Origin of the sequence: Rhodovulum sp. MB263 (assembly GCF_002073975.1) — a bacterium.
Taxonomy (GTDB): domain Bacteria; phylum Pseudomonadota; class Alphaproteobacteria; order Rhodobacterales; family Rhodobacteraceae; genus Rhodovulum.
Genome location: NZ_CP020384.1, coordinates 894038 through 909357 on the forward strand (window position 1 = coordinate 894038; position 15320 = coordinate 909357).

Annotated in this window: 15 protein-coding genes and 1 tRNA gene; 14 read left to right on the plus strand and 2 right to left on the minus strand. The window is 64.0% G+C overall.

The window, feature by feature from the left end; genetic code table 11:
- Window positions 1-482: 482 nt before the first annotated feature.
- The 3 genes from B5V46_RS04330 to B5V46_RS19620 all read left to right on the plus strand — a co-directional run bounded on the left by B5V46_RS04330 (window position 483) and on the right by B5V46_RS19620 (window position 4318).
- Entirely contained in the window at window positions 483-2039 is a 1557-nt protein-coding gene (locus B5V46_RS04330; RefSeq protein ID WP_080615461.1) for a Mu-like prophage major head subunit gpT family protein, read from the plus strand.
- 583 nt (window positions 2040-2622) lie between these two features.
- Window positions 2623-3702, plus strand: a complete 1080-nt coding sequence (locus B5V46_RS04335; RefSeq protein WP_196774342.1) for a ParA family protein — start codon at window positions 2623-2625, stop codon at window positions 3700-3702.
- Window positions 3703-3748: 46 nt separating this feature from the next.
- Window positions 3749-4318: a hypothetical protein gene (locus B5V46_RS19620; RefSeq protein ID WP_155773941.1), complete on the plus strand. Its 570-nt coding sequence runs from the start codon at window positions 3749-3751 to the stop codon at window positions 4316-4318.
- Between the two features lie 165 nt (window positions 4319-4483).
- Here B5V46_RS19620 and B5V46_RS04340 read toward each other — a convergent pair whose 3' ends face one another.
- A complete protein-coding gene (locus B5V46_RS04340) occupies window positions 4484-4687 on the minus strand; it encodes a helix-turn-helix domain-containing protein (protein WP_080615463.1) in 204 nt (67 codons plus the stop codon).
- A gap of 298 nt (window positions 4688-4985) precedes the next feature.
- Between B5V46_RS04340 and B5V46_RS04350 the strand changes: the two genes are divergently transcribed.
- The 5 genes from B5V46_RS04350 (at window position 4986) to B5V46_RS04360 (ending at window position 7406) form a co-directional block, all read left to right on the plus strand.
- Window positions 4986-5348: a hypothetical protein gene (locus B5V46_RS04350; protein ID WP_080615465.1), complete on the plus strand. Its 363-nt coding sequence runs from the start codon at window positions 4986-4988 to the stop codon at window positions 5346-5348.
- 131 nt (window positions 5349-5479) lie between these two features.
- On the plus strand, window positions 5480-5959 hold the full coding sequence (locus B5V46_RS04355) for a hypothetical protein (protein ID WP_080615466.1): 480 nt from the start codon (window positions 5480-5482) through the stop codon (window positions 5957-5959).
- Window positions 5960-6008: 49 nt separating this feature from the next.
- Entirely contained in the window at window positions 6009-6158 is a 150-nt protein-coding gene (locus B5V46_RS19625) for a hypothetical protein (protein ID WP_155773942.1), read from the plus strand.
- Window positions 6155-6367, plus strand: a complete 213-nt coding sequence (locus B5V46_RS19630; protein ID WP_155773943.1) for a hypothetical protein — start codon at window positions 6155-6157, stop codon at window positions 6365-6367. The genes B5V46_RS19625 and B5V46_RS19630 overlap by 4 nt, the downstream gene beginning before the upstream one ends.
- Window positions 6354-7406: a tyrosine-type recombinase/integrase gene (locus B5V46_RS04360; protein WP_231119225.1), complete on the plus strand. Its 1053-nt coding sequence runs from the start codon at window positions 6354-6356 to the stop codon at window positions 7404-7406. The genes B5V46_RS19630 and B5V46_RS04360 overlap by 14 nt, the downstream gene beginning before the upstream one ends.
- A gap of 74 nt (window positions 7407-7480) precedes the next feature.
- Here the strand turns inward: B5V46_RS04360 and B5V46_RS04365 are convergent.
- A tRNA-Cys gene (locus B5V46_RS04365) sits at window positions 7481-7554 on the minus strand.
- 985 nt (window positions 7555-8539) lie between these two features.
- Between B5V46_RS04365 and B5V46_RS04370 the strand changes: the two genes are divergently transcribed.
- The 6 genes from B5V46_RS04370 to B5V46_RS04395 all read left to right on the plus strand — a co-directional run bounded on the left by B5V46_RS04370 (window position 8540) and on the right by B5V46_RS04395 (window position 15035).
- Window positions 8540-8986 (plus strand): MarR family winged helix-turn-helix transcriptional regulator, encoded by a 447-nt coding sequence (locus B5V46_RS04370; RefSeq protein WP_080615467.1) that lies wholly within the window; start codon window positions 8540-8542, stop codon window positions 8984-8986.
- 75 nt (window positions 8987-9061) lie between these two features.
- Window positions 9062-9730 (plus strand): phosphatidylserine decarboxylase, encoded by a 669-nt coding sequence (locus tag B5V46_RS04375; RefSeq protein WP_080615468.1) that lies wholly within the window; start codon window positions 9062-9064, stop codon window positions 9728-9730.
- A gap of 18 nt (window positions 9731-9748) precedes the next feature.
- Entirely contained in the window at window positions 9749-10501 is a 753-nt protein-coding gene (locus B5V46_RS04380) for a phosphatidylcholine/phosphatidylserine synthase (RefSeq protein ID WP_080615469.1), read from the plus strand.
- A gap of 500 nt (window positions 10502-11001) precedes the next feature.
- Entirely contained in the window at window positions 11002-11160 is a 159-nt protein-coding gene (hemP, locus tag B5V46_RS04385) for a hemin uptake protein HemP (RefSeq protein WP_080617943.1), read from the plus strand.
- Window positions 11161-11523: 363 nt separating this feature from the next.
- Window positions 11524-12636 (plus strand): alpha/beta fold hydrolase, encoded by a 1113-nt coding sequence (locus B5V46_RS04390; protein ID WP_155773944.1) that lies wholly within the window; start codon window positions 11524-11526, stop codon window positions 12634-12636.
- Entirely contained in the window at window positions 12636-15035 is a 2400-nt protein-coding gene (locus B5V46_RS04395) for a plasma-membrane proton-efflux P-type ATPase (protein ID WP_080615470.1), read from the plus strand. The genes B5V46_RS04390 and B5V46_RS04395 overlap by 1 nt, the downstream gene beginning before the upstream one ends.
- Window positions 15036-15320: the final 285 nt, after the last annotated feature.

The following is a 15320-nucleotide window of genomic DNA, read 5'->3' on the forward strand; positions in this document are numbered from 1 at the left end:
GGCTTGTCCCGCTTGTCCCGGTTTCTGCCAAGGCAATGAAAATGCGGGAAAATACGCCAACCAATCTCTTGTCCCGGTTGGTCGGGGCAAAGGCCGCACGGCGTATGGTGGACCGAACCGCAGGAGGGAAAGGGGATCCCCCCGTAGGGGGGACCCCTTCCCGCTCGGGACACGCCCGGACCCGGCGGGGCTGTCCCGGTCCCGGATCAACCATCCGGGGTCGCGGGGCGATCTGGCGTCGGTCCATGGGCAGAGAAAGCGCCAGCGCTTCGGGGCAAGGGCTGCGGTTCCCTTCAAGGGCCTCTGCAATCTCGAAAGCCGGTGGCGGGTCCTTCCTGGCATGGGTCTGCACGGGGGTAATTCGCACCCCGATGCCTCCAAGTCACTGAATAATCGAAGCCTTGTCGGTTTCGGTTGTTGTTGTTGTCCCCACGGGGACCGGCAGGGCGACCGTCTCGTCCGCATTGAAAGCGAGGATCACCATGATCGCTGAAGATACCCGGGGCGCCTTCGCCTCAAACCCCGCGCAGCACTCCGCTCTGACCGGTCGGCGCGGCGCTGGCATCGCGCGGGCCGAGGGCACTCCCTCGGGGGTGCCCGCCAGCGGGTCGGCCAGCGCGGCCCGGAATGGCCAGCCCTCCGCCCGCCACCTGGCGCAAATGCGCGGCGCGGCATTCAAGGCCGGGCTCTCGGCCGAGTTCGCGGATCTGATGGCCGAAACCGGCGTCAGCGCGGCGCAGGCCGAGGCCGTCGCGTCGGGGCTGGCCGAGTTTCAGAAGGTTTCCGCGCCCTTCGTTCAGGGGGAGCAGCTTGACCATGCGGCGCTGATGTCGATCGCGAAACGCGCGGCGATGGCGGGTCTCGCTCTGCCGGAGACCGACGCGGCGGCGATCACCAAGGAAATCGCCCGGGTCGCCGCGAACGAGGCCATGGCGCTCATGGCCAGCAACGAGCCGCCGATCCGCCCCTGCGCCATCGGCATCGGTCAGGAAGCGCCGTCTCGGGCCGACGCGATGGCGGATGGTCTTCTGGCGCGGATGCAGTCCGGGCATGTCCCGACCCACGGCCGGGAGTTCGCGAACATGCGGCTCGATGACCTTGCGAGGCTGTCGGCCGGCAGCAGCTTCCTCCGGGGGCAGCGCCATGCCGTGATGTGGGGTGGTGCGATGGGCGCCGACGATTTCAAGACGGCCCTGGCGATTGCCTCGAACAAGGTGCTGCTGGCGGCCTACGAGGCCGCAGAGTCGCAGATCAAGAAGGCCTCCCGCGAAGTCTCGGCCCCGGATTTCCGGCCGATCAACACCGTTCGCGTCTCGGGCGGCGTCGAGCTGGCGAAGGTGCTGGAAAACGGCGAGTTCGGGCAAGGCCAGATCACCGATGCGGGCGAGGCCTTCGTGCTGGAAACCTATGGCAAGATCTTCACCCTGACCCGGCAGGCCATCGTGAACGATGACCTCCGTGCTTTCGAGCAGAGCTCGCGGTTGTTCGGTCAGGGTGCGGCGCTCACCGAGGCGCGCATCTTCGCCGGGCTCCTCGAGGCGAATGGCGGCGCGGGTCCGGCCATGTCGGATGGAAAGACCCTCTTCCATGCCGGTCATGGCAACCTGGCCGAGACCGGTGCGGCTCTCTCCATCGGCTCGCTGTCCCTCGCGCGCACCGCGATGCGTCGCCAGAAGGGGCTGGCGGGCGAGGCGATCCGGGTGGACCCCGCGCTTCTGATCGTGCCGCCCGAGCTGGAAACGCAGGCGGAACGGCTGGTAGCCGAAATCTCGGCCGCGTCGGCCGACGATGTGAACCCGTTCCAGCAGAAGCTGACGGTTCTGGCCGATGCCAACCTGACGGACCCGGCGGCCTGGTACATCGCCGCCCTGCCGGGCCGTCCCGATGCGTTGCAGCACGCCTATCTGGACGGGGCTTCGGGGCCGCAGATCTTCACCCGCGACGGCTTCGAGACCGATGCCAGCGAGTTCAAGGTGCGCCTCGATTTCGGGGCCGGGTTCGTCGATCACCGCGCCTGGTACAAGAACCCCGGCGCGTGATCCGGCAATCCGCCCAAAAGGATGCTCAGAGCCGCGTGCGGCGGCTCTGACGCGGCAGGGGTGATCGCACCTGGCGGGAGGGGTCCGCAAACGCGATTGGGGCAAGTCGGCGAGTGTCCCGCATGGTGGGCGAAGAACCCCGACAGCCCGCGGCCTGGGTTTTCGTCAGGGCGCGGCGGGCATCGGGCCGGGGTGCGGAAACGCCCCGGCCTGTCTTCGAGCAGCCGATGTGCAGATCAGGACACCAGTTCGGCCGCGCCGTGGTCCAATTTTCCGAATGCTGTGCTCGCCGCCAGCGACGGCAATTCGTAGGGAGCTGCCAGTCCATGGGAGATGCCCGCATAGAAGTTCAGCGCAGGAAGCATACCTTCCTGTGTGCCAGCAATTACACCACCGCCGCAATTGCAGGACCGAGCCTTGCATCACCGACCTGTAGGGCAGGCACGAGCAACAGTATCGGGAAGCGCGTACCTCACATTTCTTGTGCACACGGCACCCATCTGATTTAAAGCAATGGTGCGCTGCCCGCCATTACTTTGGGGAATGGCCCGACAATAAGCATATGAGCAACCGGAGACAGCCAATGGCCCGCAGAATACTACTCTTCAACCACAAAGGTGGCGTGGGGAAGACGACTACAGCATACAACATCGGCTGGAAGCTGACACAGCAAGGGCATCGGGTGCTTCTTGTAGACGGCGACTCGCAAGTAAATCTTACCGCGAGAGCACTCGGCGAGCGTTTTGAAGAATATTATGAAGATGACGGAACGCGTTCGTCCAATATCTACGATGCTGTCCGCCCTGTATTCGAAGGCCGACCAAATCCTATCGAAGGGTTCACCTGCCCTACTGCGGAGAACAACGACAGCTTGTTTGTTTTGCCTGGGCACCCAGATTTGTCGGCCCTTGAAGGGCAGATAAGCTTGGCACAAGAAACGCGTGGCACCCTTTCGGTAACGAGAAACCTTCCCGGGGCCTTGCACCAGCTAATTTCACTTATCGAGAAAACTCATGAAGTTGACTTTAGTATCGTTGACATCAACCCCGGTCTGGGCGCCCTGAATCAAAACTTCTTCATGATAAGCCAAGCATTCATCGTTCCTACTAACCCAGACCCGTTCTCTCTTATGTCGCTGAAGACCCTGGGACTCGAAATTGAAAAGTGGGTAAACTGGAAACAGAGGTTCGGAGATGCGTTTCTTGACGCCACCTACCCGCTACCCGAAGGGTGGGCAAAATTCCTTGGCGCAGTTCATTCTCGCTTTAACAGACACAAGAGTAAAGCTGCTGGACGGTATCACGAACGTTTAACCTCGATCGATGAACGGATTGAACAAGAATTCGTGCCTAGGATGGAAGCTGCGCAAGCTCTTTTCGATCAGGTAGCTTACGGGACCGCATCCGAAATTCAACTTCCTGCGGATGCAACAGATCCCGACAAGCGCCGAATTTACGCACTTGCTCGCGTTCCGGATTTTGCGCAGGCAGTTCATATTGCTACCGAAGTTGGAAAACCGGTTTTCTGCATTGATCAAGCTGATCTTAAGTATGTCGGACTTCGCGGAAATGTGAAAGACAGCGTCGAAGCGAATGTAAAGGTCTTCGATGAAATTTTCGACGGAATCTGCAAAAAAGTCACCACGATTCTAAATTATGACTAATGCAGCGGGAGTCCTTGAGCGGAATTTAAGAGAAGCCGAGATATGCTTGGAGAACTTCGACGCGACCAATCAGGACTTTGCTTTGCGGCACGTATGGATTACATGCGTTTCGGCTTTTGATCTGTACATGACTGAAATGGTTTCAGAGGTAGGCATTCGTCTGATCGACCGTGACCCTCCGACGCTTACGAACAACTTGCGGCAAGTTTCTGTTCGACTTGAAAGTATGTTTGGCATAGAGGAGCAGACGCCTGCCGAACGCCTTTTGTTCTTTCGGGATAGCATCTACTCCACCATCCAGTACAAATCGTTTTATCGGCCAGACGGCGTTTCGGAGGCTCTTAGCTATGTTTGGACCTGCCCCGCAAAAGAGAAATGGGCGAGAGTTCTCTCCGGAATGCAGGAAACGGGCCGTTATCTGTCTCGAACCGAACAAGACATCAGAGCCGAGCTAACGTTGATTGGTGACCGCAGAGATCTCATAGCTCACTCCATGGACACGCCTCCAGGCGCCCAACGGCCAAACCCGGTATCACGAGAAGATGCAGCTTCAGTGATTGAGTTCTTTCGCGACATAGTTAACGCTATAGACGCGGAAACTGAAAGACAGCTTTAGGCACAACTCTTCAGCTAGACACCCCCTTGCTTGCGTAATTGCTGGGCAAGCCACTGAGCTTACGGCTCCGGTAGGACGCGTCAGGGGTCGTGAGTGAGGGTTTCTGCTTTGGTCTATATCTTAACCTTCGCTCACCCGATAAGAGGGTGAGTAAGGGCTAATTGTTCACTTCTTAAGCCGAACCCCTGGCCCGCCGCCGTTCTCGGGAATGAACTCGACACCGGCGGCCTCGAAGGCAGATTGCAGCTTTCGGAGCGTCTCCGCCTGGCCGCCTGACTGACCGTTCTCAAAGCGGCTGATGGTCATGGTCGAGACGCCGGACAGCTCAGCGACTTCGCGAACTCCGAGTCGAAGGGCGGCCCGCGCCATGCGGCATTGCTCATGTGTTATCATGGTATTCGAAACTGTTGACAGGGTATGCAGTGTGTGTTTTGAATACAGTGTATTCGAAACTGACACCTCTGACAACGGAGCCCAGAATGCCGAACCCGTTTCCGGCAGCCGTCACGGCTTTGCCTGCTGCCCGCCTTTATGAGATCCACGACTGCTTGGCCCTCGCTCTCGATGCCACGGAGCGGCCGGGCCGATACTCTCAGAGCGAGCGCGAGGCCCGCAGCTATCTGCGCACGGCCCTGAGGCACACCCTCCACCTCATGGAGACGAGGGCATGAAGCGTCGGACTTTCCTCGCCGCCGCCCCGCTGGCTGTACCCACGATGACGAAGGCCGAAGCCGATCAATCGCAGATCCTGAGGCTCTTCCATCGGCATCGTGCGATCCTCGATGCCGCCAGGCGGCATGTCTGCAATGTGACTGGAAGGGGCGAAGACGCAGAGCTGGACCTGCTCTTCTACCGGCATTCGAACAAGATCGAGGAAGAGATGATGTCTCTTCCAAGTACTTGCGCTGCCGATTTCGCAGCCAAGGTGATCGTCGAAACCGTGTGCGGACAGTGCGGCGCAGACTGGGAGACCAGCATGATCTGGAAGGAAGCGCGCCTGTTGGTCGGGGTCGCGCCGTCGGCGCGGTGAGGAACGTTTGGTTATTGGCGCTGCCCGTATGGATAAATCATGTGCGATGGCACACGTCTTGACTGCGAGCCCTTAGGCGGGTATCGAAATCATGTGCTTGGATACATGTATCGAGATCTGGAGATCAGAAAATGGAATTCACCAATCAGCGCTTCACGGTTTCCGAAGTCGCCTCACTGACCGAAACCAACCTCAACACCGTGCAGAGCTGGCGTCGCAAGGGGTTCTTCGACCTCGGGGCAAGCGAGGGCTGGCACCGCTTCACGCTGTCCGAGCTGTTTTCGGTAGCGGTCTTCGCCGAGGTCACGGGCGGGACAGGAAATCAGGACGTTGCCTCTTCGGCCTGTTCCTTTGCCGTCCAGATGCTGGCGGAGATCATCGAAAGCAACGCCGCGCCCTACTTCGTTGGCGCCAGCCGAAAAGGGAGCGATCCCGTCATGGAAATCGCCTACGGGTCGCTCAATGTGGGCGCCACGCTTGGCAAGCTGATTTCGGAAGGGGCCGACGCCGGGGCCTACATCGTCGTCGATTATAGCGCGATCTTCTCGCGCCTGCTCAAGCGCCTTCATGCGGGCGGCTACGCGATGGAAAACCCGAACAGCAACGTCTGACCGGCGCACTCTTCGCTCCGCCATAGAAACGCAGCAAGGAGAACTGCACATGGCCTGCAAACCGAACAGCTTCACCCAAGCAGACGTGGCGCGCGTGCTCAAAGCCTGCTGCGGCGCCGAAATCCCGATGGGTTGGGGCGAGATCGACCCGCGCACGGGCAAGATAGCCGTGATCGCGCTCGGTTTTGGGGAGGCATGACGATGGAGCGCCGTCCCGCCGCAATCCGAAAATCCGACCTGACACCCGCTTTTGAAGCTGCGAAGGCTGCGGGCTATGATCAGGTTTCCATCGTTGTGGAGACCAATGATGGAAAGCGCTTCCTGATTACAGCCGTGGTGGCGGGCGATACCGCTACGCCGGACATGACGCCGCTTGAAAAGTGGAGGGCAGGCCGTGCCGCAAGCTGACCTGCCCAAAGGCGTGCACCGGGTCCGGCGGAAGCTGGCGAACGGCAAGAGCCGTTTTCACTTCTATGCGTGGCGCGGAGGCCCGAAATTCTGGGAAGATGAATACTGCAAGCCCCGCGATCCGGCCTTCTATCAGGCTTTCGCGGACGCTGCCGCTCGACCGCAACCGGCCGACTACATGACGCCCAGGATGGTGGATGACTTCCTGTCCAGCACCGCGATGCCCAAGGGCGAACGGTCGCGGGCCGACATCCGCAAATGGGCGCTGCGCTTTGCCGAGCACTTCAAGGACGCGCCCGCCGTTATCTTCGAGGAGCGCGGCGCGCGCGGGGAAGTGAATGCCTGGCGGGCACTCTGGAAGCACTCGCCCAAACAGCACGACATGGCGGGCACTCATGCTGTCCGCATCCTGAATTGGGCGGTGCAGGAGGGCAAGTTGACCGAGCATCACTGTCACAAGCTGCATCGGCTCTATGATGTGGACCGCTCGGAAATCGTCTGGACCCAGACCGACCGCGCCGCGTTCAACGCGGTTGCCCCGGAATGGGTGCGCCGCATCCTCTGCGCCGCCTGCGAGACCGGTCTGCGCCCGGCCGACCTGATCAAGCTGACCCCGGCCCATGTCGAGCAGACTCCGCTTGGCCGTCGCCTGCGCGTCAGGACGAACAAGCGCAAGCGGCTGGCCCATATCCCGATCACGCCCGAGCTGGCCGAAATTATCGACACGACCCCGGCCGGTCGGCTGCTGATCCTGACCAATGCGAGAGGCCATGCCCTCACGCCTCACCGGGCATCCGAGGGCGTCCGCCAGTGGCGCGACAAGGCGAAGCTGTCCGATGACCTGCGCCTTTACGATGCGCGCGGGACCGCCGCGACGCGGCTGTTGAATGCGGGTCTCTCGCTCGCGGAGATCGCCAATCACATGGGCTGGTCGGTCCGCTACGCGGCAAACGTGATCGAGCACTATGCCCGCGTCTCCCCCGACGAAACCGATGCCGTTCTGATCAAACTTGCCCAAGCGAAAAGGGGTGTAGCGTGAACAAAACTGTAAACGGCGCTGTAAACGGAGCGCACCGCGCAAGCGGGTGGTCGAGCCAAGTGCTTGAAAGTAAATGGAGGCGAGTAGGAGAATCGAACTCCTGTACACGGATTTGCAATCCGCTGCGTAACCACTCCGCCAACTCGCCAGATCAGCGGCCTAGCCTCTAGCATTCGCAAACACGCAGCACAAGTCCAAGATGCGCGTTTGGGTGAGGTCCGTCCTGCTGCGCGCCTTGTCGGCATATATCCAGGACAGATCCGTAGATCCGGCGCGGCCGGTCTGAGGGATTTTTCGTCCCGGTCTCAGGTTTCGTAGCTTGCAGGAGGCACGACTGCGGGCCGATCGGAGAGGGCGGCCGGTTCCAAGGCCCTGACGCGTCAGGGCCGGGGGTAAAATGGTCGAGGACAGAAACGCGGCCGGAGCATGGGGGCCAGCAGGCTCCTTGCCCTGGGGTGAGCCTCCCGATCATACGGATCTTGCGCCCATGCGGTTCTTTCGGTGCCGGACGGCATGAGACGGCATGCTCGCGCCGGGAGCGGAAGACCGGCTGGCGACTTTTCATCCTGAGAGATCGCTGCGACATCGGCCGGCGGCACGGCCTTTGCCGCCCATGCCGGAGGCAGCGCGCCCGGCCTCGTTTTCCGTCGAACAAAGAGCGGACCGGTCCGGGCTTTCGCGCCCTGTCCTGGCGTTTTGAACCAGACCCTCGCAAAGGTGGCCGGATCGGCGATGATCGGGCGGCGGGGGGGCGTTCTGCCGGACAACGGAAATCCGGGTCGCGGCGCCGGAGGCCCCGGATCGCGAGGGCGACCGGCGATCTGTCATCCCAGCAGGGCTTCGGTCTGGAGTGGCTGAAAGCCCGGTGGGCGGCGCTGTCCTGCCAGTCCTGATGGTGTTTCCGGGCGCGTTCACGCGGTTCGGGATGCGCTGGCCTGCCGAGGGTCGGGCGCGCGGCCGGTAGACTACGGCCCTGCCGACCGGAGAGACGTCTCTGGAGAGGTCCGTATCCGGAGACCGGGGCCGGCCCCGTTTCAGGCGCGCGCTGGCCAATGGATATCGGCCCGCCGGGTCGGTTTACTTGCCCCGCCGGATCCTGCATTTTCGCCGCATGCCCGTTGCGAGACGATAAGATGATCTCCGATCCCGACCCCGATTTCGATCTTGGCGAGTTCCTGCCCTATCTGCTCAACCAGGCCGCCCAGGAGACCAGTGCCGGCTTTCATGCGATCTATCGGGCCGAATACGGGATGCTGCGGACCGAATGGCGGGTCATGGTGCATCTGGGGCGCCATGGCGAGATGTCGGCCTCCGAGATCGGGCGGTTGTCGATGACCCACAAGGCCAAGATCTCGCGTGCGGTACGGGCGCTTGAAGAAAAGCGCTTTCTGCAGCGCTGCCCCGATTCCGACGACCGGCGCTCGGAGATCCTGTCGCTGACGCCCGAGGGGCATGCGGCGCTGGCGCGACTGTCGGCGCGGGCGCGCGCCTATGGGGCGGACATCGAAGCGCGCTTCACCGATGAAGAGCGCGCATTGCTGAAGTCCTTCCTGAGGCGGCTCGCGACCGAGACGGCCTGACCTGCGCCGATCTGCGGTTTGCATCGTCCGCGCAAAGGACTATTCACGAGAAAACCACTCAACCAGGCGGGGCCCATGTCCGTTTCGATGCTCTCCACCGTCGTCAAGCCGATGCATCCCGAGGGGCGCCGTTTCGTCGCCATCGCTGCGGGCCTGACGGTTCTGTTCTTCCTGATCTGGGCGCCTCTGGGCTGGATCGGGCTCGGCCTGACGGTCTGGGTCTATTATTTCTTCCGCGATCCCGAACGGGTGACGCCGGCCCGGCCGGGGCTGATGGTCTCGCCCGCCGACGGCATCGTGTCGCTTCTGGAACCCGCCGTGCCGCCGGCCGAGCTGGGCCTGGGCGAGGCGCCGATGACCCGGATCTCGGTCTTCATGTCGGTCTTCAACTGCCATGTGAACCGGCTGCCCGCGGCGGGCCGGGTGACCGGAATCGCCTACCGCCCCGGCAAGTTCCTCAATGCCTCGCTCGACAAGGCCTCGGAAGACAACGAGCGCAACGGGCTGGCGGTCGAGCTGGCCGACGGGCGCCGTTATGGCGTGGTGCAGATCGCCGGGCTGGTCGCGCGGCGCATCCTGTGCTGGACCGCCGAGGGTCAGAGCCTCGCCACCGGCGAGCGTTTCGGGCTGATCCGGTTCGGCTCGCGGCTCGATATCTATCTTCCCGAAGGGGTCGAGCCGCTGGTCTCGATCGGCCAGACCATGGTGGCGGGCGAGACCGTCATCGCCGATCTCGGCGCCTGACCCGACGGAGGGCTGACGATGAAGAAGTTCATCCGCCGCGATCCGCAACACCGCGACCAGGTGCCGTTCCTGCAGCTTCTGCCCAACCTGGTGACGCTGTCGGGGATGTGCCTCGGGCTGACCTCGATCCGTTTCGCGATGGATGGGCGCTATGACGGGGCGGCGCTGCTTTTGCTGCTGGCGGCCTTGATGGACGGGCTCGACGGGTTGCTGGCGCGACGGCTGAATGCGACCTCGAATTTCGGGGCCGAACTCGATTCGCTGTCGGATTTCCTGTGTTTCGGCGTCGCGCCGGGGCTTCTGATCTATCGGTTCTTCCTCGAGCCCTCGAACAATTTCGGCTGGATCTTCGTGCTGGTCTTTGCCGCGGCCTGCTGTCTGCGGTTGGCGCGCTTCAACGTGATGCGTGACGAGAACGAGGCCGAGACCAGCCACCATTTCCTCGGCGTGCCCGCGCCTGCGGGGGCGATGCTGGGCCTGCTGCCGCTGTTCGTCTCGCTGGCGGGCATCGTCGATCTGCGGCCGGTGCCGCATCTGGTGGCGTTCTGGCTGGGCTTCGTCGGCGTTCTGATGATCTCGCGGCTGCGGACCTTCTCGCCCAAGGCGATGCGCATTCCGCGCGCGCTGGTGGGGCTGATGATGTTTGCCACCGTGGTCGCGGTGGGGCTGATGTTCACCCGGATCTGGCTGCTTCTGACGGCGCTCGACCTCATCTATCTGGCCCTGCTCGTGCATGCCGCGCTGCAGGCCCGGCGTCCGGACGCTGGCTGATACGACTCAGAAGTCAGGCCCCGCACGCAGGCGGGGTCTGATCCCGGGGAGCTGATCCCGGGCACAGGCGCTTTGCCGCCGGGCCTGCGCGTTTTCCTCGACATGACGCAAGATCCGTCCGGGCGCGGCCGATCGGCTATGCGCATTGCCCTCTTTCCTCCGTCCCTGAAAGTTGATAGAAATGCTCAGGTACGAGGTGCGGTCCGCCGTGCCGATATAACACTCACTTGTCAGGCCCCAGCTCGTTGCCCGGTCCCCTGCCTCTCAAGACAGTACCTCGCGATGAGTCTGCCTCTGTCCAGATACCAGCCCGTTCCGGCCCGTGATGGCCGGAGCCGGGGCGATGCCTGCCGGATCCCGGGACGGTCCTGCAGCCGTTCCCGGACGCGGCGGGGCCGGGGCAGGGGCCTTGCTGCAGAAACCGCAACCTAATGGAGGGACAGGATGGAGCGACCGAGCATGTGCAGGACCGGGATGACGGCAGCCCGGAGGGTGCGGGCATGACCCTCCTCCAGACCATCCGCCACAGCAGTGACGAGACCACCCAGCACGATGCCCGCATCCTGACCGGCGGCGGGAATACTGCGGTGATCGTGCTCGACGGCGTCGCCTATACGCTTCGGATCACCCGTTCGGGCAAGCTGATCCTGACCAAATAGGCGGGGTGCGGCGGCCGGACCTGTCAGTCTGTCGGTCGCCGCGTCCGCCCGCTCCGGTCCACCCGGCCCGATGCCGGCGTCGCAGCGGATCGTGACCGCGTGAGACACCGGCCTGCGATTCGGGCCTGCGATTCGGGCTTGCGTTACGCGCTAGCGTTCCGGGCGGGCAAGGCAATGCCGCGTCGCAGCATTGTCACTTTACATATTCGTAAGCCGGGCATAACGCTGGGGACATTCGGGCCCCCTATTCTGGGGACAAGATCCGTTCCGGAGCCGTCCCGAAGCCCCCGATGCCCCGCCCCTCTGCAGGGGCCGACGCGGCCGCGGGACTGGCGCCGTCCAGTCCGCAGAAGGAGCCGCGTCATGGCCGATACCCCTCACGAAACCGAGCAATCCGTTCCCCTGTTCTGGCCGATGGCCGCGGTTCTGGGGTGGCAGGAGGCCGGCTATCAGGCGATGGCTGACGGGCTTCGCTTCGTACAGGAAGCGGCCGAGATCTCGGCCCCGCCCGAGCCGTCCTGGGCCAGCCCGAACGAGGTTCTGCTCGATCTCGACACCATGCGGCTGCGCGATTTCGGGGGCAGCGGCACCGGCCTTCCGGTGATTATCGACGCGCCCTATGCGGGCCATTCCGCCACCATCGCCGATTTCGCGCCGGGGCAAAGCCTGGCCGCGACGCTTCTGGCCTCCGGGCTTGGCCGGGTGCTGGTCACCGACTGGAAATCGGCCACGCCCGAGATGCGCGATTTCGACATCGACAAGTATCTGGCCGAGATCAATGTCGCCATCGACGAGGTCGGCGGGCGCGCGATCCTGGTGGGGCTGTGCCAGGGCGGCTGGATGTCGGCAATGGCCGCCGCCCGCTTTCCCTCCAAGGTGGCGGCCCTGGTGCTGGCGGGTTCGCCCATCGACACCGATGCGGGCGACGGGCCGATCCGCCGGATGGCGCATGAGACGCCGCTATCGGCCTATCGGGACATGGTGGCCGCCCATGACGGCCGGATGTCGGGCAGCCTGATGCTGACCGGCTGGAAGAACATGCATGCGGAGAAACAGTATCTGGGCAAGTTCCTCGATCTTTATGCCCATATCGAGGACCGCAACTATATCGAGCGGACCGAGACCTTCGAGCGCTGGTACGAAAACCCGCTGGATCTGCCGGGCCGCTATTACCTTCAGGCCATCGACCTGCTGTTCAAGCAGAACCTCTTTGCCAGGGGTGAATTCATGGGCCTCGGGCGGCGGCTGTCTCTGAAGGATGTGACCTGTCCGGCATACCTTCTCGCGGGTGAAGGCGACGATATCACCACCCGGGAACAGGTCTTCGCCGCCGAGGATCTCCTGGGCACGCCGAAGGCGCAGATCCGCAAGCTGCTCGCCAAGGGCGGGCATATCGGGCTGTTCATGGGCCGGCACACATTGGCGGATGTCTGGCCCGGCATCGCGGAGTGGATCGCGGAACAGGGAGGAAAGTGATGGACGGACAGGACCAGCCAGAGGGGGAGAAGCTGCCCCCCACCGACCCGCAAAAGGGGCTGAGCACCGCCGAGGCACAGGCCCGGCTCGGTCGCTTCGGCCCGAATACTCTGGCCGAGGAACACCGGAGCCTGTTCAAGCGGGTCTTCGGGTATTTCTGGGGGCCGATCCCCTGGCTGATCGAGATCGCGGCGATCCTGTCGCTGGTCCTGTCGGACTGGGCCGATTTCGGCGTGATCCTTGCCATGCTGCTGGTCAATGCGGGCGTCGGCTTCTTCGAGGAGAACAAGGCCGATTCGGCCATTGCCCTGCTCAAGCAGAAGCTTGCCCCCGCCGCCCGGGTGCTGCGCGACGGCCGCTGGCAGGAGATCGCCGCGACAGAGCTGGTGCCGGGCGATCTGGTAAGGCTCGAGATCGGCAATATCGTCCCGGCCGACCTGCGCCTGACCGAGGGGCAGTATCTCTCGGCCGACGAGGCGGCGCTGACGGGGGAGTCGCTGCCGGTCGACAAGGCGGTAGGCGACACCGCCTATTCGGGGTCGATCGTGCGGCTGGGCGAGATGGTGGGTGAGGTCACCGCCACCGGCATGAAGACCTATTTCGGCCGCACTGCGGCGCTGGTGCAGGGGCCCGGGCGCAAGTCCCATTTCCAGCAGGCGGTGATGCGGATCGGGAATTTCCTGATCGTCAGCGCGCTGGTGTTGGTCTCGATCATCCTGATCGTGTCGATCTGGCGCGACAATCCGCTGTGGCAGACCGTGCAATTCGCCCTGATCCTGACGGTTGCCGCCATTCCGGTGGCGCTGCCGACGGTGCTGTCGGTGACCATGGCGGTGGGCGCCGAGCGGCTGGCGCGGATGAAGGCCATCGTCTCGCGGCTGGTCTCGATCGAGGAGATGGCGGGCGTCGATGTGCTCTGTTCCGACAAGACCGGCACGCTGACCCTGAACCAGCTGACGGTCGAAACCCCGCGCCCCGCAGCGGGCGCGAGCCGGGACGATCTGCTGCTGGCCGCGGCGCTTGCCTGCAATGCCAATGCGCCCGATGCCATCGACCAGGCGGTGCTGGCCGCCGCCGACGGGATCGAGGCGCGGCGCGATTACAAGCTCGGGACCTTCACGCCCTTCGATCCGGTCTCGAAACGGACGCTGGCCGAGGCCCGGCGCGGCGACGAGACCTGGCGCTTTGCCAAGGGCGCGCCGCAGGTGATCCTCGATCTTGCGGGGCTCGAGGGGGCGGCGCGGACCGCGCTCGAGGCCGAGGTCGATGCCCTGGCGGCCCAGGGGTTCCGCGCCATCGGTGCGGCCCGGGCCCAAGGCGAGGGCGCCTGGCAGTTCCTCGGGCTGATCCCGATCTTCGACCCGCCCCGGCCCGATGCCGCCGAGACCATCGCGAAGGCCGGCGAGATGGGCGTCACCGTCAAGATGATCACCGGCGATCACGAGGCCATCGCCCGCCAGATCGCGGGGCAGCTCGGGCTCGGGCAGGCGATGTACCCGGCGGGCCAGCTTCTGGAGGGCGACCCGGCCGAGGTCGAGGCGCGCGTGCGCGCGGCCGACGGTTTTGCCCGCGTTCTGCCCGAACACAAGTTCCGCATCGTCGAGGTGCTGCAGCAGGGCGGCAGCATCGTCGCGATGACCGGCGACGGGGTGAATGACGCCCCCGCGCTGAAGCGCGCCGATGCCGGGATCGCGGTCAGCGGTGCGACCGATGCCGCGCGCGCCGCGGCCGATCTGGTCCTGACCGGAACGGGCCTGTCGATCATCACCGAGGCCATCGCCGAGGCCCGCCGCATCTTCGAGCGGATGACAAGCTACGCCACCTTCCGCATCGCCGAGACCATCCGGGTGCTGCTGTTCATGGCGCTGGCGATCCTGGCCTATGATGTCTACCCGGTCACCGCGATCATGATCGTGCTTCTGGCGGTGCTGAACGACTTCCCGATCATGATGATCGCCTTCGACAATGTTGCGGTCTCGCCCAAACCCGTGCGCTGGGACATGCGCCGCGTCATCACCGTCGCCTCGACGCTGGGCGTGATGGGGGTGGTCGAGACCTTCCTGCTGTTCTGGTATGTCGACAGCATCCTGCACTTGCCGCGCGAGACGATCCAGACGCTGATCTTCCTGAAACTGCTCGTGTCCGGCCACATGACGCTTTACGTCACCCGCAACCAGAACTGGTTTTGGACCCGGCCATGGCCCGACTGGAAGCTTTTCGCGACCACCGAGGTGACCCAGGTCATAGGCACGCTGATCGCCGTCTATGGCCTGCTCGTCACGCCCATCGGCTGGACCGCGGCACTTCTGGTCTGGGCCTATTGCCTGGCCTGGCTGCCGATCGAGGGCGCTATCGCCATGAGCGTGCGGCGGCTTTACGCGGCCCGCTTGCGGGGCTGAGCCCGTCGGAGGGCACGCTTCGGAAGACGCATGGCCCCCCCTCGCTTCGGTTATTGCCGGGGCAGGGGCCGGTGCCATCCGCAGGACATGCGGAGGCGAGGCGGTTCGTTCCGGTCCCTGCGCCAGGGCCAGCGAATGGCGACGCCGCAGGACAGCCCCGGCTTCGGGATGGCATGTCCTGGCGAAGACCGATGCCGCGACCGGCGGAGACGACGCCCGGCAGGTGGACGGGAACCGATCGCGGCTGGCCCCGATGCTTCAGCATAACGCAGACCCGGCGGGCCG

Bases quoted from the DNA above. Each gene is read 5' to 3' on its own strand.
- B5V46_RS04350 (WP_080615465.1), top strand. From the start codon at position 4,986: ATGAAGCGTCGGACTTTCCTCGCCGCCGCCCCGCTGGCTGTACCCACG.
- B5V46_RS04330 (WP_080615461.1), top strand. From the start codon at position 483: ATGATCGCTGAAGATACCCGGGGCGCCTTCGCCTCAAACCCCGCGCAG.
- B5V46_RS04370 (WP_080615467.1), top strand. From the start codon at position 8,540: ATGATCTCCGATCCCGACCCCGATTTCGATCTTGGCGAGTTCCTGCCC.
- B5V46_RS04380 (WP_080615469.1), top strand. From the start codon at position 9,749: ATGAAGAAGTTCATCCGCCGCGATCCGCAACACCGCGACCAGGTGCCG.
- B5V46_RS19630 (WP_155773943.1), top strand. From the start codon at position 6,155: ATGACGATGGAGCGCCGTCCCGCCGCAATCCGAAAATCCGACCTGACA.
- B5V46_RS19625 (WP_155773942.1), top strand. From the start codon at position 6,009: ATGGCCTGCAAACCGAACAGCTTCACCCAAGCAGACGTGGCGCGCGTG.
- B5V46_RS04375 (WP_080615468.1), top strand. From the start codon at position 9,062: ATGTCCGTTTCGATGCTCTCCACCGTCGTCAAGCCGATGCATCCCGAG.
- B5V46_RS04340 (WP_080615463.1), bottom strand. From the start codon at position 4,687: ATGGCGCGGGCCGCCCTTCGACTCGGAGTTCGCGAAGTCGCTGAGCTG.
- hemP (WP_080617943.1), top strand. From the start codon at position 11,002: ATGACCCTCCTCCAGACCATCCGCCACAGCAGTGACGAGACCACCCAG.
- B5V46_RS04355 (WP_080615466.1), top strand. From the start codon at position 5,480: ATGGAATTCACCAATCAGCGCTTCACGGTTTCCGAAGTCGCCTCACTG.
- B5V46_RS04395 (WP_080615470.1), top strand. From the start codon at position 12,636: ATGGACGGACAGGACCAGCCAGAGGGGGAGAAGCTGCCCCCCACCGAC.
- B5V46_RS04390 (WP_155773944.1), top strand. From the start codon at position 11,524: ATGGCCGATACCCCTCACGAAACCGAGCAATCCGTTCCCCTGTTCTGG.
- B5V46_RS04335 (WP_196774342.1), top strand. From the start codon at position 2,623: ATGGCCCGCAGAATACTACTCTTCAACCACAAAGGTGGCGTGGGGAAG.